Below are 18,698 nucleotides of genomic sequence, written 5' to 3' on the forward strand. Positions count from 1 at the left end.
AACAAAACGGATTTTGTCAATGAAATGACGCCTGTCCCCGTAGCTGATCGCAAATCTGATTGCGAATACGTTTTCGAAAGCTGCTTCAGAGGCATCTGAAATGCTCAGACGCGACGCAGCCACATCACCTGATACGGTCCCAATATGACCTCTTCCGAAGTTCCGACGGTAGTTTCGGAGATGAGTTCTTCAAAGAAGCGACCGAGACCGGCGGTCCTGACGACATTGCCTGAAACAGGTTGTTCCTGTTCTGAGAAATTCCCGAAGACAATCACTCGCCCTTCCGCAGAGTGGCGAACGAATCCCAGGACATGTGGGTTCCCGGAGGAAATCAGTTCCATCTGTTGGCCGGCAAATGCAGGGGCCTCTTTACGCAAATGGATCAGTCGACGGATTGAGTTGTACAGGTTGGTGTGGACCATCCCTCCCTGCCCGTTCGAATTTTCCGGCAGCTGAAGATCCTGCAGGTAATCCCATTTCATTTTGGGACGATGAATCCAGCGGCTGTCACTCGATTTGGCGGGGTCTTGTACAAAATCGTAGTCATTCAGGAGCCCCCATTCTTCTCCGATGTATAGCAAAGGAATACCGCCAATACTCAGGGTAATTCCATGCAGTAACAAGATTCGATTGACGGCCAACTCTTTCAGCGTGTCGTCGTTCCTGCTGAAAGCCTGTTCGAGCCCAGCCAGCGATGCCATTGTTCCCGAGATACGCATGTCTCCGGTATCGGCGTTGTACTGAAACGGAACTCCACGAGCGAAGGAATCTGGATACTGACCAGTGTAAAATTTGTTGAGAAACTGCCGATGGTCGTATCCGTTGATCCCAACGGCGGCAGCATCGCCATCATCGAACGTCCAGCCAATATCATCATGACATCGCAGGTAGTTGACCCAGGCTGTTCCACTGGGGATTTTATGACGATGAGACAGCGAGCGGTTGAGGAGTTTGACTTCGCGTGTTGCCAGCGACTCCCACAACAACGCCATTAACGTTGGGTTGTAGGAAAGTTGACACTCCTGAGGTGAGACATACGTGAGGACATCATCGGGAGCGACAATCGCTTCCGATTTGAAGACCATCCCGGGACAGACAAGATGAACAATGGCGTTGTACGCCTGAATGAGGATGTGCGCTTCCGGGCGGTTTTCGCAATTTGTCCCCATCTGCTTCCAGATAAATGCCACTGCATCCAAACGCAGAATGTCGACGCCCATATTTGCGAGGAAGAGCATCTCTTCGAGCATCGAACAGAACACCGCCGGGTTATGGTAATTCAAATCCCATTGAAAGCTGTTGAATGTCGTCCAGACCCAACGCTGCATCCCATCATGCCAGGTGAAATTCCCGCGTGATTCAGTCGGGAAAATTTCTCGCAAAGTCTGTTCATATTGATCTGGCAGAGTTCTGTCTTCGAAGAGGTAGTAGTATTGCTGAAACTCTCGAACGCCAGCCTGTGCCTGCTTTGCCCATTCGTGGTCGTCGGCAGTATGGTTGAAAACGAAATCGAGCGCGAGTGCGATCCCTGATTCGTGGAGTTCGCTGGCGAGTAGCTGCAGATCTTCAATTGTTCCGAGCCGCGGATCAACAGAACGGTAGTTGCTGATCGCATACCCACCATCATTGTTTCCGGGACGGACCGCAAAGAGTGGCATCAGGTGCAGATAGGTCACACCCAGTTTTTTGAAGTAATCAATACTTTGACGGAGCTTGCCGAGGTTCTCGCTGAACAGATCGACATAGAGTGCGCCTCCGATCATCTGTTCAGACTGAAACCAGGAATCGTCATAGATCCTCGACTGATCAGTCTTTAACAGATGGGCTGGGCGATCTGCCCAGGCTTGCGCAGCGACGCGCGCGACCTCTTCCAGATGATAGAAGAAGTCGTACCGTGTTCCATACAAACGGTAAGCAAGACCGAAGATTCGAGGCCAGGAGTTACTGAACCGCTCCTCAAAAGCATGGCGGTCAGCAGGCTCATGACCCGCCTGTTCCCAGATGGAACAGACACGAGGCCAAATTCTTTGGAGACTGAGTTCAGCTTCAAGTTTGAGATCTTCGATCCCGGGGACGTTATTCGAGATCGTCATTCGGAATTTTGATGTGGTCTAAGAAATTGTAGTACTGGATGCCTTCTATAATACCATGCGCGTGTTCAGCTTTTGCAAAGTAGATTCGAGGCAATTTTTTAAGTTTGTTAAGTTCAGGGCTGTGATTACCGACGACAACACCCAATGTCCTGCCCTTGAGCATCCCTTCGTCGTTACCAGAGTCCCCAGCGACCAAAACCTGTTCCGGTGCGAACCCCCATTTGTAGAGTAAGTGTCGCAAAGTATTGCCACTTCCCCCCCGGACAGGAATCACATCCAAATACATCCCCAATGAAAATATGAGGTTTGCCCGCAGCTTGGCTTGACGGAGAATCTTACGAATCTCTGCCGCTTTGGGAGCCAATGTCGTATCAATTTCGTAGCTGATTTTGAAATCAGATTGATTTTCAGCAGATTGCAGACTGAGACCGGGGACATCTTCCAGCACCTTGCGAATTTCGTCAGGCTTCCAATTGAAATCAATCTGCCGTCGCCAGCTGCGGTCCTCAATTTGATCCTCTCCGTAGTGCAATGCCGTCCCGACTGATGTGTCCAAGACATCGGGCATCGGAAGCTTGAGTTTGTGAATCAATTCAAGAGCGTTCGTCAATGTCCGTCCTGTGGCGATTCCGAATCCGATCTTGTCGTTCTCTTCAATAATTTTGGTGAACTCTCGGACTGCCTCTTCATCTCCGGTGAGTGTGTTATCGAGGTCGGTGATAATGAGGCGATCAAATGTCGGAAGTCGTCGTTTTGGGAACGATGATGCGAGAACCGGTTTTTCTGAATACTTCAAAATGTCCTTGAGGTCTCGCAGGTATCGGTCTGCGTGATTGGACCATGAATAGTGCTTGTGTGCTCCCGCAATTCCCTGTTTCGAAAACTCCTCCCACTGCTCGGAATCTGTCAAAATTCGTAACAGGGCATGTTCGATATCCTCCTCATCAAGCGGGTCAATGAGCAGCCCGTTTTGACAGTTTTCAATAATGTCGCGTGGCCCTCCATCGTTGGTTGCAACGATGGGAAGCCCAGTTCCGGCAGCCTCTAAAAGGGTGAGACCGAACGGTTCGGTAAGTGCCGGATTCACGAACACGCCTTGAGTCGAAGCGGCTAGGCGATAGAACTCTGAAACTTCTCCGGGAGCGAGAGTCTTGGGATAAGCAATACTTCCGTAGAGATCGTAGTCATCAATCAGGGAGAGAACATTGTCAAAGATTCGGCGTTCCGGTTTCGTCAAATCAGCGAGTTTTTTCCGAGTCCCCAGAACCACAACCAAGTTTGCCACTTCTCGCAATCGTTGACTTTGGCCAAACACACGAACCAGTGTTTCGAGGTTCTTGCGTTCATCCAGTCTTGCAATCGTCAAGATAACAGGCTTCTCCAGATCACTCAAAAATCGTCCGACCTTGGTACGGACGCTATCGACTGAAGAGTTTGCAGTGGGAGAAAAATTCGTAAGATCCACCCCGGGCGGAATCACTTCCATTCGACTCGGATCATACTGTTCGTAAAGTTTGTACTGCTCTTCTACTTCCTGCGACGTACTGGTCACCACCATCGTTGCGGTTTCCAGTGCGACCTCTTCTGCTTCGATTCGTGTAGAGATGTTATATTTTTTCTCAATGGACTCGGCAGTCGAACCTTTCGCCAAGAGTCGCTCTTGCTTGACGCGGCCAAGTGAATGACCGGTAAAGATGTAGGGGATGTGCAACAGCCGTGCGAGATGTGCACCAGCCAAGCCCGCATCTGCGTAGTGACCATGAATAATGTCGGGCAATCCAGAGCGTTTGAAGTAGCTGAGAGTTTGGTCGGTAAATACTTCGATGTACGGCCAGAGTAGTTCCTTACGCAAGTATTTTTTTGGCCCAAATGGAATACGCACAATTTTGGCATTCTCTGCGATTTGCTCCTCAAGCTGTGCATAATCCGAGCTGACTTTGTCATCAACGATCTGCCGAGTGAGCAGTTCAACCTCTCGGACATCGGGGTGTTTGGCGAGTTCACGTGCTAACTCCAACACATAGATGACCTGACCTCCAGTGTCGGAATCTCGCCCGAGTTCTGGGTTGTCGCCTCGAATGAGACCATGTAGGCTGATCAGAGTGATCTTTGATTTCTGAGAATCGTTTGAAGATTTCGTGTTTGAATTTTTATTCATGATTCTTCATTAAGAGCTGATCCGAAAACCTGGACTGAGCCTCTCATACAATATGAAAGCTATTCATGGCAGTGGTTTGCGGAGAGGAACTCAACCTGACAATGGGAACTGATCTAACAACCTGGACTCTCAATCGCTGAGAAACTCCACATTGGGAAAGATCGCTTCACTGGAGATGATCTTTCATCGATCCGGTTCCACAAAAAGGTTCTTATTGCCTCCTTGAGTAACTTTGTCTAATTCCTGACTTGAAGAGCCCGCGAGGCAGAATCAGACGTTCCCTGCCACGCGGCATTCTTAACTCGGGCTGACTCGATCAAGACAGACCAAGAAGGCCGAAGAAATACATTCAACGACCCTTCTCTTCTAATAATGCAGAATTTGACTCATGAAACAAGCCCTGGCGACTGATCTTGATGGAACATTAATTCCGCTGGAGGGTCATCAGGAGAACCTCCGCGACCTTCAATCATTGAAAAACGAGCTGAATCGCACTCAGATTGAACTGCTTTATGTCACAGGTCGACACTTTGAATCGGTCGCTGATGCCATCGAATCTTACCAACTCCCTCTCCCCGGTTGGGTGATCTGCGATGTTGGAACGACTGTGATGCAACGGACTCCTCAGGGGACATTTGAGCAGCAAGCTGACTACCGAGAGCAATTGGTTTCCCTGACACAATCTTTGCCTCTGCATTCACTCGAACTGCTTCTGGAAAACCTCCCCGGACTTCGTCGGCAGGAAGAGGAAAAACAGGGTGAGTTCAAGCTGAGTTATTATTGCGATGATGCAAACCGAATTGAGATCTCCGAACAAATCAGGCAACTGCTCAGAGAGTCGTCGGCCCCCTACTCATTGATCTCGAGTGCCGACCCTTTTAATGGTGACGGGCTGATTGACCTGTTGCCGCAGAATGTTTCGAAAGCGTACGCCCTTGATTGGTGGACACAGTTTTTTGATTACCCCAAAGAGTCCATTCTTTTCGCTGGAGATTCCGGAAACGACCTCGCTGCCCTGACTGCCGGGTATCGGTCAATCCTTGTTGGAAATGCAGCCCACGAAGTTGTTGAGGAGGTCACTCAAATCAACGGAAAACTGGGGTTCCACGATCGCCTATTTCTTGCCGAATCTTCAGCAACCAGTGGAGTCCTCAGCGGTTGCCATCACTTTGGAATTTTCGGAAAGACATCCGATCCAAACACAAAAACTCTGTAGTCCATGAGTCTCAAACATCAGTCTCATCGAGAGCATGTTCACGGTTGGTCATGTCCATGGTTGGTCAGCAGAAATTTCGTCCCCCTGACGGTGACTCACCGGAGGCTAACAACAGGAATACTGAAGACTTAAGCGTCACATACCCTCACAAGTTGACGAGTATTGAACGCGTGGCGTCAACTGTTGATGTCAACAAGGTGAAATCAGGCTCAATCATCATAAGTAGCACTTTAAGGCCATTCGGTCAGCAAAGAGAGATCCGGATGTTCAAGCATGCCGAATGGCGATTTCAGTAGCGAGTCGATTTCGAGATGCCCCGATTGAGGGTGAACTGCGATTAAGCCAGATTCCATTTGATGAAAGAGATCTGGATGATTTCTCAACGATTGCTCCTGGAGTTGTCTCGGAAAGATGCTGAGTCCAGCGAAGTAGTGATGTCCATTTCGCTCAACGTGTTCAATCCCCAGACACGCTGCCATCGTAAGATCCTGCAATAGGGCGACCGGCCCAAGATTCGCGAGATCTTCTCCCGATAAAATTGCACATCGCCCCTCAAGCTCCGTCTTGTGAATCGTGGCAGCGTTCAACAATCCTTTCGTGATCCCTTTGCAATTTTTGTGACTGGTTCCTGAGTATCCCAGGCTCAGCGCGGTCGGCAAGCTCCCGAGGTCAGCATCTGACTCATCAATAATCATTGGAGGGGCGTCAGGCCAATTCTGAAGCGCAGCCTGCACATCTTCATTGAGTGACCAATCACGATGAAGCGGTTGCTCAACAAACAAAAGTCCATGCTGAAAGAACGCCGAGAGACGTGTGTCGCTCAAATGAAATTCGTAGTCATCACGAAAATGATTGATGTCTCGATAGTTCTCATTTCCGTCCATCGTGAATTGAAATGGACCTTGCAGCTCGTCTTGAAGAATCGATGAAATTGCAAGCAGTCGCTCTCGATCTTGATCGCGATTCCCGGAGAGTTTGATCTTGAAGGAACTAAGACCGTAACTTCGTAGCGTGGCGACGAGTGAGTGCGGAAGACCATCGTCGACACGATCTTCATCGAGAATTTCGGAGTCCGTCAGCGGGTCGCCCATTCCGATAGTATGCCGGAGCTGAATCGTTTTTGATGTCTCACTGGCAACAATGTCGCATGGCGAGAGTCCCTGCAACTCAGGCCGAATCGCTGCCAGATCGATCTCCAGCCGATTTGAAATCAGCAGTTGATGTAGTGTCAACTCGGTGGCGCGACAGATTGCATCAATGACAGCCCGTTCGATCAGGCTGACGCCGAAATTCGCCAGGAGAGAGGCAATCCCCTGCTCTTTCGCCCAGAGATTTTGTGAAGCGTAAAGCTCTTGCCACCATTCGAAAAACGAGGGGACCGGGCCGACGTCCATCGCACTCGTTGCAGCATGTGCAATGACGCTGAGCATTTCCGGGAGATCTTCGGTCTCGTAATCGCTATCTGGGTTCTTTGTGAACCACTTTGGTGGCAGAAGGTCCGCGCTTATGCCGATTGAACGCTTGCCTGCGAAATCAATTTCCGCCTTCACAAACAGATGTGGAACCTCCGTCATGCTGGCGATTCCGTATCGAAACGGAAATCGCGTTTTCAGTTCATGTCGATAAAATCGAACGGACTGGACTTTGAGCATACTCGGATTCCAATTGTCATTCAGCGAGTCCCCAGCAAAGCGAGCGGTAGATAATCAGCGACTCGTCGCCGGCACTTCGAGTCCGCGCGACGAGATGCTGGTCAAATTTTCTACTGCTCACCCAAGTGAACGGCTGGGTTAAAATTCTGCCAGCGGTCGCTGCCAGATCGCCTTGAGTTCGTCGATCTTTTCGTTGATGAGCGTGTTGCCTGCGGAGTCTTTGATGATGACTGCGGATGAACCAGTCACAGTTCCCAGATGCGTTGGCGTTGGTAGCCCACGATCCGTGAATGCCTGATTGATTCTGGCAACGTTTTCTTCGGTCACTTCGATCACAAAACGAGTGTTACTTTCCGAGAACAGTGCGATGGTTGCCTCATCTCCGGAAGAGTCGAGTTTGACATCGACGCCGAGTCCGCCAGCGAAGGCCATCTCTGCAACCGAAACCGCAATGCCACCTTCACTGACATCGTGACAACTTCGAATGGCTCCAGAGCTCACGCACTGATGAACGGCAGCAAAGACTTTCGGAGCCGTTTCAAGATCGACCTTCGGAACTATTCCGTTTTGATTCCCAGTGACGACATTGAAGTGAGAACCACCAATTTCATCTTTAGTTTCACCAACCAAAAGCAGGACGTTCCCGGATGCTTTCAGATCCATGGTGATGCACTGCTCAATGTTTTCCACTTGCCCCAAAGCTGTGATGAGCAGCGAGGATGGAATCGAAATCGTCTTCTGATTTCCTTCGTCGTCGTAGCTGAATTCGTTGTTGAGCGAATCTTTCCCACTGACGAACGGGGCGGAATACGCAATGGCAACGTCGTGGCAAGCCAGTGCCGCCCGGACAAGTGAGCCGAGAGTTTCCGGGCGTTCGGTATTGCCCCAACAGAAGTTGTCGAGGATGGCGATGCGATTCGGATCGGCCCCGACAGCGACACAATTTCGGAACGCTTCATCAATAGCTGAAGCAGCCATCCAATACGGATCACAGTCACCCAGGAAGGGATTCATCCCACAGGAGACGACGAGTCCTCGTTGTGTAGTCAGATCAGGACGGACAACAGCAGCATCCGAAGGACCGTCGTTCGCAATCCCGACCAACGGTTTGACGACGCTGCCGCCCTGAACTTCGTGGTCGTATTGCCGAATGATCGATTCCTTCGAGCAGATGTTCCAGGACCCCAGAATCTTCTTCAACACGTCACCATGTTGAAATTCCAGTCCTGTGAAATCGGTCTGCGTTTCTTTCGGAGGGTGATACCTCGCCTCTCGCACGACTGGTGGACGACCATCGTGCAACAACGACATGGGGAGATGCCCGACGACTTTGTCTTCGTACTTGAGGACAAGATCTTTCGTGTCGGTGAAGCGTCCCAGAATGCTTGCCTCTACACCTTCAGAGGCACACAAATCGTGAAACGCCTGCCAGTTGTGTTCCGGGACCGACAAGACCATTCGCTCTTGAGCTTCACTGATCCAGATCTCGGTGTAAGAGAGTCCGCTGTATTTCAAAGGGGCCTTTTCGAGCCAGACTTCCGCTCCGGTCTCTTCACCCATTTCGCCGACAGCACTACTGAATCCGCCAGCTCCGCAATCTGTCACAGCGTTAAAGAGTCCCTGGTCGCGAGCATCTAACAGGACATCCTGGACCATTTTCTCGGTGATGGGGTTTCCAATTTGAACAGCCCCGCCGGAAAGATCTTCACTTTCGTGCGTCAGTTCAGCTGAGGAGAAGGTCGCTCCGTGAATTCCATCGCGACCGGTTCGTCCGCCGATAGAAACGATGTAGTCACCGGGGATCACTTCTTTTTCGCTCATCCCTTTGGGGATCATCGCGATGTTCCCACAATAGACGAGTGGGTTTCCGAGATAGCGTTCATCGAAGTAAACCGCACCGTTGACGGTCGGGATTCCCATCCGGTTTCCGTAGTCTCGCACCCCTGCAACGACTCCGTGCATCACTGTCCGCGGATGCAATACTCCGGGTGGAAGGTGATCGAACGGGGTATCGGGAGGAGCGAAACAGAAAACATCGGTGTTGCAAACCGGGCGTGCTCCCATCCCTGTCCCGAGAGGGTCACGAATGACTCCTCCCAATCCGGTATTGGCACCACCATAAGGCTCCAACGCACTTGGGTGGTTATGTGTCTCGACTTTAATGCAAACATCTTGCTTGTCGTCAAAGAAGACAATCCCGGCGTTGTCTTTGAAAACACTGACACACCAATCATCCGCACCTAAGTTCTTACGGATGGTTTGGGTCGCTGCAAACACTGTCTCCTTCAGCATGTTCTCAAAACGCTTTTCGCCATTCTCATCGACATAGGCGATTCGGCCTGCGAGAGTTTTATGAGAACAGTGCTCACTCCATGTTTGAGCGATCGTTTCTAATTCAATGTCAGTTGGGTCGCGGTCAAGCTCTTGGAACTTGGCGCGAATTGTTTGCATTTCATCCAGGCTGAGATACAGCTGCCCTTCTCGACTCTGACGCATCAACGCATCATCATCCATCTCTCGAATGGCAACGTGTTTCAGTTCAAATTGATAGTCACCACCCACAAACAAGCTATCGAGTTGAAGCGGTCCGTCGAGGACACGTTCGATGGAGTCGTTCGATAAAACTCGAGTCGTGAAGCGTTCCACCTCCGCAGCATCGGAATCGGCATTGATCCAGTATTTTCGGCAGGTCGCAACCCCTTCCGCTTTAACGCCGAGGTTTTTCAGGGCGTCTAACGCCGTCCGACCGACATTATCTGTCACTCCGGGTTTGAAGAGAACGTTAAAAAGCCGTTCGCCACCCTGTTTGGGGTCGGTCGGATCAGGAAGCTGACGAATGACTGCTTGTTCGACAACAGCATCGCTGAGCAAACTTGCAGCTTGGGCAGCGCTGGTTTCGTCCAGATTTCCTTCGATGAGGTACGAGCGAGCCGTTCGGATTTGCCGAATGGAATTCAGATTTCGAAGTTGACATTCCACCAAAGCAAGCTGACCTTCGCGGTCAACTTCACTTCCGAGGGGCGTCATCTCAATTTCCCAAAGCATGGTGTTTCCCAGCAACAATGGTGGTTTTTAGCAACGTAAATGAGCCGTTATCAGGCATCGTAATCCATCTTGAACACGCAGCGAAGCGTGTTGAGGCCCAGCAAAATAAAATTCCGATGTTTCTCAAGTTTTGGTTTGCAAAATAATTTTTCATTACGTGCAAGAAATGTTTTTCTTTTTTTGACATTTTCTCGAATTCAATTCATTTAATCAGGAATGTGACTGTTGCAGAGATATGTTTTTGACGGTTGGATGACGCACAGATTCAGACTTGTGCGAACTCCCGAAATGGCAAACCCGTTGTGAAGCGGGGACGCAAAGCCGTGGATCTTGCAATTGAGGCAAGACAGCCTGGCTACCGAAAGATTGTTCGTACCGATCCGAAAACTGATGCAACCAGGAATCTTCTCGTCTCCCCTGAGATAACGCATCCAAGTTTTCGGGTCAGCACTCAACAAAGGCTGACTCTATGAAAAGTCCTCAATGGTGGTTACGCGCCCACCCTCTTCGCGCGGTTGTACATCGAACCAGGTTTCTTCGAACCGCATCCCGAAAGGAGGATGACCCGCCCCCCCGACGCGGGGCATTCATTGTCCTCACAGCTTTCTGCCTCGTCGCCTGCTTTGCATTCGTTTCGCTGGCAATCGACATTGGCTATCTCGTATTAACCAAAACTCAGCTACAAAACGCTGTCGATTCCGCTGCCATCGCTGCTGCTCAGGAAATCACAGAAGCAATCAAAACGGCCCCCGAGGATGTCGAAAACATCACTCTCTATGCCGAAGAAGCTGCCCGGGAAGTAGCTCGACAGATTGCGGAACTGAACGAGACCTACATCAATAAAGAGATTGATGTCATTTTTGGAGCCCGGATGCTCAACGAAGAGACCGGTCAATATGAAGTGAACTGGGGTGTCCATCCTTCGAATGTTGTGAAAGTCGTCGCTCGTCGAAACAACGAAGACTCCACTGCTCCGGACGGGAAGCTCGCTTTATTCTTCGCGGGTGTGACAGGAGACAAATACGCAAAGCTCCAGGCCGAAGCGATCGCCTACGTGGAAGCCCGCGATATTGTTGTCGTCCATGACTTCTCTCGATCCATGAACTTCGACAGTTACTTCAACGATGAAGCAGCGGCACACTTGAGTAAATCACAAATTGAGAGCAACCTCGGCCTCGTTTGGTCTGATCTCGGCCTTTCCCTGGGAAACATGGCATTTTCCCCACAATATCTTTCATTGGGAAGAACGACAAATGGCATCACGACCGGAGTGACCTTCAAGTACGATGACTGCACTGTGACAACATCAAGCACTTTGCGAAGCGTCAAAATTCGCTACACCGATGGCGGCGAACGTACTTTCAGTGGCCTAAGTGGGCAAACAGCGAACCTGGATGGATCGAAAGACATTGCAACTGTTTGGATCACTTCTGAAGGGCCTCCCGGCGATTTCGTTGTTTCAAACTCCGGAATCGATGTCACTTTCCCCAATGATCGCCTCTCCGCAACGACCAACTCTCCCGACCCAATCCGGGAATTGTACGTCGGCTTTACGGACAACTCAGACGACTATGTCTCGTTCGGAAGTGGAGGTCCGCTGACGTATGAGTACACATCGACCAAAACCATTGATTACGTTTATGTCGAGGTCCAGGATGGTCGCTCCTTCTGGTATTACTTTGATGCCCCAGACGGAGAAAACCCAAATGTCGTCGAACGATATGACGACACCAACTCAGCAGTGAAGCAAGCCTTCGAACTGACCGGTTCCTATCCTTATCCGGGTGGGAGTTGGGATAGTTTCATCAATCACTGCCGCAATGGTTCTGAACTGGCTGCGAATGGATACCGGGAAATGTATGGCGGTCTCACCTGGACTGACTACACTCTGCGACACCAATCAGGACACTGGGAAACACCAGATTTGTGGAAAACACGTCACTACCCTTTCCATGCAATCAAAGAAGGACACTTCCTGTTCTGCAATTTCCTCGACAAACTCGGTTTTGGTGATCAACTCGGAATGGTCAGCTACGACACAAACCATCGTCGCGAAGACTATTTAAATGATCCCGACCCTGCGATTCCGGTCGTCGATATCCGACATGATCCAATCACACATGATTACTACGCATTGAAAGACCTGATGGCGTATCGACAAGCTGCCCATTATTCCTATGCGACCAATATGGGTGGTGGATTGAAGGATGCGATCTCGCTGCTCGACGATGCGAAACGTGATGGTGCTCGTCCGACGATTCTTTTGATGACCGATGGAAACACAAACACCATCGACTCAGGAGAAGACACATCCTTGCCTAGCGGTTGGAATTGGGATGAGATGCTTGACTACGACGGAGACGGGAACGCTGACTACTCAACATCGAGCAGTCAGAAGCGGTACGTACTCCGCCTGGCTTATCAAGCAGTTGAGTCCGATTACACCATCCATACGATGGCTGTGGGTATCGATGCAGACCGAGACCTGATGCGAGCGATCGCTCACATCGGCAAAGGACACTTTATTGATATTCCAGGTGGAGTGAGCGTCAGTGATATGACGGCTGATGTCGAAGCAGCATTCCACAAAATCGCCTCCTTCGTCCCCTCGGCAAAACTGATGTACGTGGAAGAGTAACATCCAACTCTCAACGACCTTCCCAAAGAGAGTCTTCGACCTGTTCGAAGGCTCTCTTTTTTCGTTTTCAAAATCACTGGTTAAAAACTTTTTAATAAAAGTGACATAACTCACTTTTTTTATTTGCAAAATAATTCACTGCACACGCGGGGCGAAATTTCACAATATATCGCGATTTTTTGTTGCCAATTGATTTTGACGTCATGCTTCACAAAAACAGGGGGTAGATTTTTCAATATTGTGAATTCGGACAACAGTGCATTTCCTCCCCCGCCGCTTCGGAAATGAAGATGCCTTCGATTCTCACACTCATCAATCACATGTGGGCCAAGACATTTTACAAAGGGGAAAGTATGTCAATTCGGCCTTCCGGTGTAATCTTCTCAATTTCCATCGTTTTGGGAGCTTTGCAGGCAAACTTATTTGCTGAGCAAACATTTGAGGAACTTATTGCAGATGCTCCACCGATTCATCGCGTGGAAGAAGACTGGGAATTCGTGGTCGCCAATCCAGATCCGACACTCGACATCCCTCAAGTTGTGACAGTTTTCGGCCCCACGAACGCATCGTTCGACACACACACCGTTTTCGAGCTGAACCACGGTACTCTGCCAAGCTTCGGGGAAGGTGGAATGCAGCTTCAGGTATGGTTCTCGGACTACCTTCTAGGCTATTACCGACACCAGGCCCCGACCGAATTTTCCACAATTAATGAGAAGGTCACGTACACCACGGCGACATCGATTAATGGCCGTTACCTCCACATGGAGGTCATCAACGGAAACTCAATCACTTTCGGGACGTTCGGGACAGACAATTCTCTTCGCGCACGTTTGTACACAAATCGTGACGATCTAAACCCTTACCACCCGAACAACTCCGTCAAACATTCACGGGTCACTTTTGGTGCAAATCGGGTTTCGTACTTCAGACGTAACGAAATCCGTTTTTACGATGCAGATGGAAATCTCTACGCAAAAAGCGAAGATGACGTCTACATCCACCTGCTTCAATGACATCAAACTGAAACCACTTGCAACAGGGAAGTGTTCTGACTTTTCTTTCATTGAATGTCCTTGAAACAATTCGGAGTAATAGATGCTGATTCGATTCCAGAAATATGTTGGCATCCAGCATGTCGACCAGCAGAGACGCGGATCCGTGATGATCCTGTCTCTCGGCTTACTCATCATGCTTTTTGCTTTTACCGCATTTGCTGTAGATATTGGCTACGTCACGTTAACTCGCGCCCAACTTCAAAAAAGTGCTGACGCTGCTGCCTTGGCTGCCAACCTTGAGTTGTACGATGGCTGGGGAGTCAGCGCGACGAAAACACCATCTCAAGTCGCTGCTGCCGCGAAAGCCGCTGCGGTCTCCGTAGCTGCAAGCAACGAAGCAGGTGGATTACAGTCCACGTATATTAACCCGAACACTGATGTCCGTTTGGGGCAACGTCAGTGGGATGACGTAAATGACCAGTGGGTCATCTCGTGGGGCGTCGCGCCTTACAATGTCGTTGAAGTAACGACTCGTCGTGACAATTATGGAAGCACAAATGGAGATCAGCCTCTGAACTTGTGGTTCGCTCCGGTCATTGGACCAAGGAATGCGACGGTCTCAGTCAGCTCTATCGCTGCCCTTCAGCCAGCAACGAAAACACGCAAAATCCCCGGACGAAATGTCGACGTTTTGCCCTACGCTCTTGATGTGCAAACCTGGGACGCCATGCTGAACGGCTCTGGGGCTGACAATTTCAGTTACAACCCAGTCACAGGAGCTGTCACCTCAGGATCTGATGGAGTCCTGGAAGTAGATCTCTATCCGTATGGGAACAAGAACCTCCCTTCAGGAAACCGCGGAACAGTCGATTTTGGTCATGCAGGAAACAGCACAGCTGACATCTCTCGACAGATTGTGCATGGGTTGAACGATGACGACCTTTCCTACTTCGGGGGAGAACTCGACTTTGAGGCGGTTCCAATGTCAATCAACGGAGACACCGGAATTAGTGCCGGAGTCAAAGACGAGTTGACATCCATTATCGGCCAACCTCGAATGATTCCGCTCTTTTCTGAGGTTTCCGGCCCAGGAAACAATGCGATGTATACAATCGTCAAGTTTGTCCCAATTCGCATTGTCTATGTCAAACTGACTGGAAAACCATCTAACAAAAAAGTTTGGATTCAACCTGCAATTTTTAATGACCCCACAACAGTCGCGGGTGATACAGTCATCACTGAAGACTCCATTCTGACCGGAGCAGCCATCGTTCATTAGAGCATTTATGATGCTTGTCGTGACCTTGTAGAACGCGCTTCACCAGTGAGATTGCTGTTCTCCACGAGGCACAACCTGAACACGAACCGAAAAAGGCGATAGCGCATTTCCAATGCTCGTCGCACCCGCAAGAAATCGTTGTCCTGACTTCATTGACTGCTCACACGATGCAGAACGTGAATGCCAACTCGAAAATGCCCTAGAAAGTGATCTCATGCAACGAACTCAAAACCAGCCACTCCGCAAACGATCAGGAAGTGCAATTGTCGAAACGGCTTTCATGCTTCCAATCCTCCTTGGTGTCACCTTTGGTGTTGTTGAGTTTGGACGAGCATTAATGGTGTCCAACCTCATTACGAACGCCGCACGAGAAGGGGCACGTTTAGGAATCGTCAAGGATACGACAACAGCAGAAGTGAAAGCGGCTGTTGTCGACCAGGTTCAAAGAACGGTCGGGACAACAATTCCAACATCAAGCGTGATTGTGACCGTTACCCCATACTCAAATAATCCAGACCCAAATAACGAAACCGCAGATGCGATGACGCGAGATTTAGTCGTCGTCGAAGTCAAAGTCCCTTACAACGACGTGGGGTACTTCTTCCGGTATCTCGCAAATATCGACTTAAAGGGGCAAGCAGCCATGCGTCATGAATAAGGGAAACTGCGAGAGTCGTTTGCTTTCCCGTGTGCCCGTTTAGAGCACTTTGCTCGACCGTGTGACCATGCAAAACGCTTTTCACCTGTAAAATTACTGTTCACCACACGAGGCAGAACTTAAAGACCAATATTGGATTTGCTCTAGCTGAGTCGATCCCCATACTGCTCTTCGTAATACGACAGGTAATCCCCGGATCGGATGTTGTCGACCCACTCTTCGTTGTTGAGATACCAGTCGATGGTTTCCTGGAGGCCCTGCTCAAAAGTGACCTCGGGAGCCCAGTCCAGTTCGGTTTCCGCTTTGCGACAATCAATCGCATACCGCTGATCATGCCCTGGCCGATCATTAACGTAAGTGATCAATGACTCCGGCTTGCCGAGCAGTTTCAGAAGCAACTTAGTGAGAGCGATGTTCGTCATCTCCGTACGACCGCCGAAGTTGTAGACCTCTCCAATACGACCTTTTCTTAGCGTCGCATCAATTCCACGACAGTGATCCAACACATGAATCCAGTCGCGCACATTCTCCCCCGTTCCATAAACCGGCAAAGACTGATCGTTTCTTGCATTCGAAATGAAGAGCGGAAGAAGTTTCTCTGGAAACTGATACGGACCATAGTTGTTCGAACAACGAGTGATCAGTGCCGGGAAATCGAATGTATGCACATACGACCGGACTAACATGTCCGCTGCAGCTTTCGAAGCGGAATATGGGCTGTTGGGTGCAAGTGGTGTCGACTCGGTAAAGAAGCCTTCATCACCAAGAGATCCGTAGACTTCATCAGTCGAAACCTGCAAAAAGCGAGAGACCTGATGAGCCCGGCAACTATCGAGCAGCGTCAAAGTTCCATTCACATTCGTGGTCACGAATGGGGTCGAGTCAAGAATACTGCGATCGACGTGACTCTCAGCTGCAAAGTTGACGACGGCGTCCGGTTTGGATTCTTTCAGGACAGCGTCAACAAACTCGCGGTCGCAAATGTCTCCACGCTGAAATTGATACCGCTTATTCCCTTCCAGATCAGCCAGATTCGCAAGATTGCCCGCGTAAGTCAGCTTGTCGAGATTTGTAATCGAGAGTTCCGGGTACTCTTCGAGCATGAGTCGAATAAAATTCGAACCAATAAAACCGCAGCCACCGGTCACTAGAAGTCGGTTCATTGTCATCACTTATTGAATTCAATTGAAGCCAGTCAATGACTGGCAGAGATATGAGTCTTACAGATCAAAATCGACGCAGGGACCGCGATACTTTGTCAAGAAATCAAGATTTCGATACCGTCAACGATTCGCAATTCCGCCACCGGTGAATTCCCAGTGGAAGACGAACTCCCTGCCCAGGTTCCCTACTCTAGACCCTCAACCCCCAACTCTCAACAATACCCCCATGCATATTGCAATCATTACAGCAGGTGGAGCGGGAATGTTCTGTGGGTCGTGCATGCACGACAACACCTGGGCACGCGCGCTCATGCAAGCCGGTCATGAGGTTTCTCTCATTCCGACATACACCCCGATCCGGGTCGATGAGCACAACGAAAGCTCTGATCGGGTCTTCGTAGGCGGTATCAACGTCTACTTAAACAGTAAATCAGGCCTTTGGCGAGGCCTTCCCCGCTTCATGAAAAGCTGGCTCGACAGGCCAAGCGTCATCCAAATACTCACCAAGCGAGCCATCAGCAATGATGCCAGCGAACTCGGAGAACTCGCACTTTCAATGCTCAGCGGAGACTCAGGGCCGCATCGCGCCGCATTCGAAGAACTTGATCGCTATGTGAGTGACTCTCTCAAACCAGATGTGGTGATTTTCAGCAACGCCCTGCTCTCCGGAGCTGTGCGGCAACTCAAAGAACGGTTCTCCGGACCGATTCTTTGCGTCCTGCAGGGTGACGATGTTTTCCTTGACGGGCTGAATGAGAAGTACCGGCAGCAAGTGATCAGCGAAGTTTCGCAGCGAGCCCAGGACTTCGACGGCTTTCTCACTCACAGCCAGTTCTATCGCGACTACATGTCAAAATACCTGAATCTCCCCGTCGAAAAATTTTCGGTATTGCCGTTGGGAATTGATTTCACCGGCCACTATGGATTGCCCAAACTTCGCCAACCTGCCCCGTACACAATCGGCTACTTTGCACGCGTTGCTCCCGAGAAAGGAGTGCACCATCTTGTTAACGGATTTGTCGAACTTCGCCGAATCATCCCGGACGCACAACTCAAGGTCGGTGGCTTCCTCGGACCTCAATTTCAAAAATACCTGAATGACGCCTTCGCCTCTGCCGGAGAGCACGCATCCGCAATCGAATACATCGGCAGTCCGCAAACCCACAAAGAGAAGGTTGAATTCCTGAACTCCGTCGATGTCCTCTCCGTCCCGACCGAGTTCCTCGAACCGAAGGGGATCTACGTCTTAGAGGCACTTGCCAATGGGGTCCCCGTCGTTCAGCCAAGACATGGTTCATTCCCCGAAATCATCGAAGCAACTGAAGGTGGACTGCTGGTCACGCCGAAAGATCCCGCAGCCTTAGCTGAAGGATTAGCTGAGCTGCACGAATCATCTCGCCGAATCAAATTCGCCAAACGTGGCTGGGAACAAGTCCGCTCAGCCTACAGTCCCGAAGCAATGGCAGCCCGAACAACAGAGATTCTGGAACAGGCGATGAGCACAAAGTCGGAATAGCGTCAGATCCGACGTGCTGGCCCATTGGCGGTTGCTGTGATGGACATTCTCCCCACGCCCCTCTCCTGCTCCAGCTGATTCACGAGAGAAGAAATCTCTTTGGCAGATATTTTTGTTCTCTGCGATCGCTTGAATTCTGCTGGGAAACAACGGGTGGGCAGAAATCTGATGTTTCTGCTAATTGCATTGCGTGATATTCTGCGAAAAAGACCGCTTTTCACTTGGGAACGCTCGCAACAACTCTGAGATCACCGTTCTTCTCTGGGAGAACGATCACTTTTC

11 protein-coding genes and 1 riboswitch are annotated in these 18,698 nt (G+C 50.2%); of the genes, 6 read left to right on the forward strand and 5 right to left on the reverse strand.

Annotated features, from left to right (window positions below; translation table 11 throughout):
* Positions 1-104 precede the first annotated feature (104 nt).
* Positions 105-2,093 (reverse strand): alpha-amylase family glycosyl hydrolase, encoded by a 1,989-nt coding sequence (locus tag ACN0YR_RS17510; RefSeq protein ID WP_417850528.1) that lies wholly within the window; start codon positions 2,091-2,093, stop codon positions 105-107.
* Positions 2,077-4,251 carry an HAD-IIB family hydrolase gene (locus tag ACN0YR_RS17515; RefSeq protein WP_417850529.1) on the reverse strand — a complete coding sequence of 725 codons (2,175 nt, stop codon included), beginning with the start codon at positions 4,249-4,251 and terminating at the stop codon, positions 2,077-2,079. The genes ACN0YR_RS17510 and ACN0YR_RS17515 overlap by 17 nt, the downstream gene beginning before the upstream one ends.
* 388 nt (positions 4,252-4,639) lie before the next feature.
* On the opposite strand from ACN0YR_RS17515, the gene ACN0YR_RS17520 reads away from it, so the two are divergent.
* Positions 4,640-5,467 carry an HAD-IIB family hydrolase gene (locus tag ACN0YR_RS17520; RefSeq protein ID WP_417850530.1) on the forward strand — a complete coding sequence of 276 codons (828 nt, stop codon included), beginning with the start codon at positions 4,640-4,642 and terminating at the stop codon, positions 5,465-5,467.
* Between the two features lie 230 nt (positions 5,468-5,697).
* Here ACN0YR_RS17520 and ACN0YR_RS17525 read toward each other — a convergent pair whose 3' ends face one another.
* Both ACN0YR_RS17525 and purL read right to left on the reverse strand, forming a co-directional pair.
* Positions 5,698-7,119 carry a hypothetical protein gene (locus tag ACN0YR_RS17525; protein ID WP_417850531.1) on the reverse strand — a complete coding sequence of 474 codons (1,422 nt, stop codon included), beginning with the start codon at positions 7,117-7,119 and terminating at the stop codon, positions 5,698-5,700.
* Positions 7,120-7,257: 138 nt separating this feature from the next.
* The gene (gene purL / locus ACN0YR_RS17530) at positions 7,258-10,164 is read right to left on the reverse strand and encodes a phosphoribosylformylglycinamidine synthase subunit PurL (protein ID WP_417850532.1); all 2,907 of its coding nucleotides are present in this window, start codon (positions 10,162-10,164) and stop codon (positions 7,258-7,260) included.
* Between the two features lie 280 nt (positions 10,165-10,444).
* Positions 10,445-10,527: riboswitch (cyclic di-GMP riboswitch) on the forward strand.
* A 106-nt stretch (positions 10,528-10,633) separates the two neighbouring features.
* Between purL and ACN0YR_RS17535 the strand changes: the two genes are divergently transcribed.
* The 4 genes from ACN0YR_RS17535 to ACN0YR_RS17550 all read left to right on the forward strand — a co-directional run bounded on the left by ACN0YR_RS17535 (position 10,634) and on the right by ACN0YR_RS17550 (position 15,737).
* Positions 10,634-12,802, forward strand: a complete 2,169-nt coding sequence (locus tag ACN0YR_RS17535) for a pilus assembly protein TadG-related protein (RefSeq protein WP_417850533.1) — start codon at positions 10,634-10,636, stop codon at positions 12,800-12,802.
* A 290-nt stretch (positions 12,803-13,092) separates the two neighbouring features.
* Positions 13,093-13,818, forward strand: coding sequence for a hypothetical protein (locus ACN0YR_RS17540; protein WP_417850534.1), 726 nt, complete (start codon positions 13,093-13,095; stop codon positions 13,816-13,818).
* Positions 13,819-13,900: 82 nt separating this feature from the next.
* Complete coding sequence (locus ACN0YR_RS17545) at positions 13,901-15,079, forward strand: pilus assembly protein TadG-related protein (RefSeq protein WP_417850535.1); 1,179 nt, start codon at positions 13,901-13,903, stop codon at positions 15,077-15,079.
* Positions 15,080-15,293: 214 nt separating this feature from the next.
* On the forward strand, positions 15,294-15,737 hold the full coding sequence (locus ACN0YR_RS17550; protein WP_417850536.1) for a TadE/TadG family type IV pilus assembly protein: 444 nt from the start codon (positions 15,294-15,296) through the stop codon (positions 15,735-15,737).
* A gap of 143 nt (positions 15,738-15,880) precedes the next feature.
* Here ACN0YR_RS17550 and rfbB read toward each other — a convergent pair whose 3' ends face one another.
* Positions 15,881-16,900: a dTDP-glucose 4,6-dehydratase gene (gene rfbB, locus ACN0YR_RS17555; protein WP_417850537.1), complete on the reverse strand. Its 1,020-nt coding sequence runs from the start codon at positions 16,898-16,900 to the stop codon at positions 15,881-15,883.
* Between the two features lie 226 nt (positions 16,901-17,126).
* Between rfbB and ACN0YR_RS17560 the strand changes: the two genes are divergently transcribed.
* Positions 17,127-18,416: a glycosyltransferase family 4 protein gene (locus tag ACN0YR_RS17560; RefSeq protein ID WP_417850538.1), complete on the forward strand. Its 1,290-nt coding sequence runs from the start codon at positions 17,127-17,129 to the stop codon at positions 18,414-18,416.
* Positions 18,417-18,698: the final 282 nt, after the last annotated feature.

Source organism: Thalassoglobus sp. (assembly GCF_048270125.1).
GTDB lineage: Bacteria > Planctomycetota > Planctomycetia > Planctomycetales > Planctomycetaceae > Thalassoglobus.

What these genes read in the sequence shown, in the direction of transcription:
- rfbB (WP_417850537.1), bottom strand. Translation starts at nt 16,900, where the DNA reads ATGAACCGACTTCTAGTGACCGGTGGCTGCGGTTTTATTGGTTCGAAT.
- ACN0YR_RS17535 (WP_417850533.1), top strand. Translation starts at nt 10,634, where the DNA reads ATGAAAAGTCCTCAATGGTGGTTACGCGCCCACCCTCTTCGCGCGGTT.
- ACN0YR_RS17560 (WP_417850538.1), top strand. Translation starts at nt 17,127, where the DNA reads ATGCATATTGCAATCATTACAGCAGGTGGAGCGGGAATGTTCTGTGGG.
- ACN0YR_RS17510 (WP_417850528.1), bottom strand. Translation starts at nt 2,093, where the DNA reads ATGACGATCTCGAATAACGTCCCCGGGATCGAAGATCTCAAACTTGAA.
- purL (WP_417850532.1), bottom strand. Translation starts at nt 10,164, where the DNA reads ATGCTTTGGGAAATTGAGATGACGCCCCTCGGAAGTGAAGTTGACCGC.
- ACN0YR_RS17545 (WP_417850535.1), top strand. Translation starts at nt 13,901, where the DNA reads ATGCTGATTCGATTCCAGAAATATGTTGGCATCCAGCATGTCGACCAG.
- ACN0YR_RS17550 (WP_417850536.1), top strand. Translation starts at nt 15,294, where the DNA reads ATGCAACGAACTCAAAACCAGCCACTCCGCAAACGATCAGGAAGTGCA.
- ACN0YR_RS17520 (WP_417850530.1), top strand. Translation starts at nt 4,640, where the DNA reads ATGAAACAAGCCCTGGCGACTGATCTTGATGGAACATTAATTCCGCTG.
- ACN0YR_RS17515 (WP_417850529.1), bottom strand. Translation starts at nt 4,251, where the DNA reads ATGAATAAAAATTCAAACACGAAATCTTCAAACGATTCTCAGAAATCA.
- ACN0YR_RS17540 (WP_417850534.1), top strand. Translation starts at nt 13,093, where the DNA reads ATGCCTTCGATTCTCACACTCATCAATCACATGTGGGCCAAGACATTT.
- ACN0YR_RS17525 (WP_417850531.1), bottom strand. Translation starts at nt 7,119, where the DNA reads ATGCTCAAAGTCCAGTCCGTTCGATTTTATCGACATGAACTGAAAACG.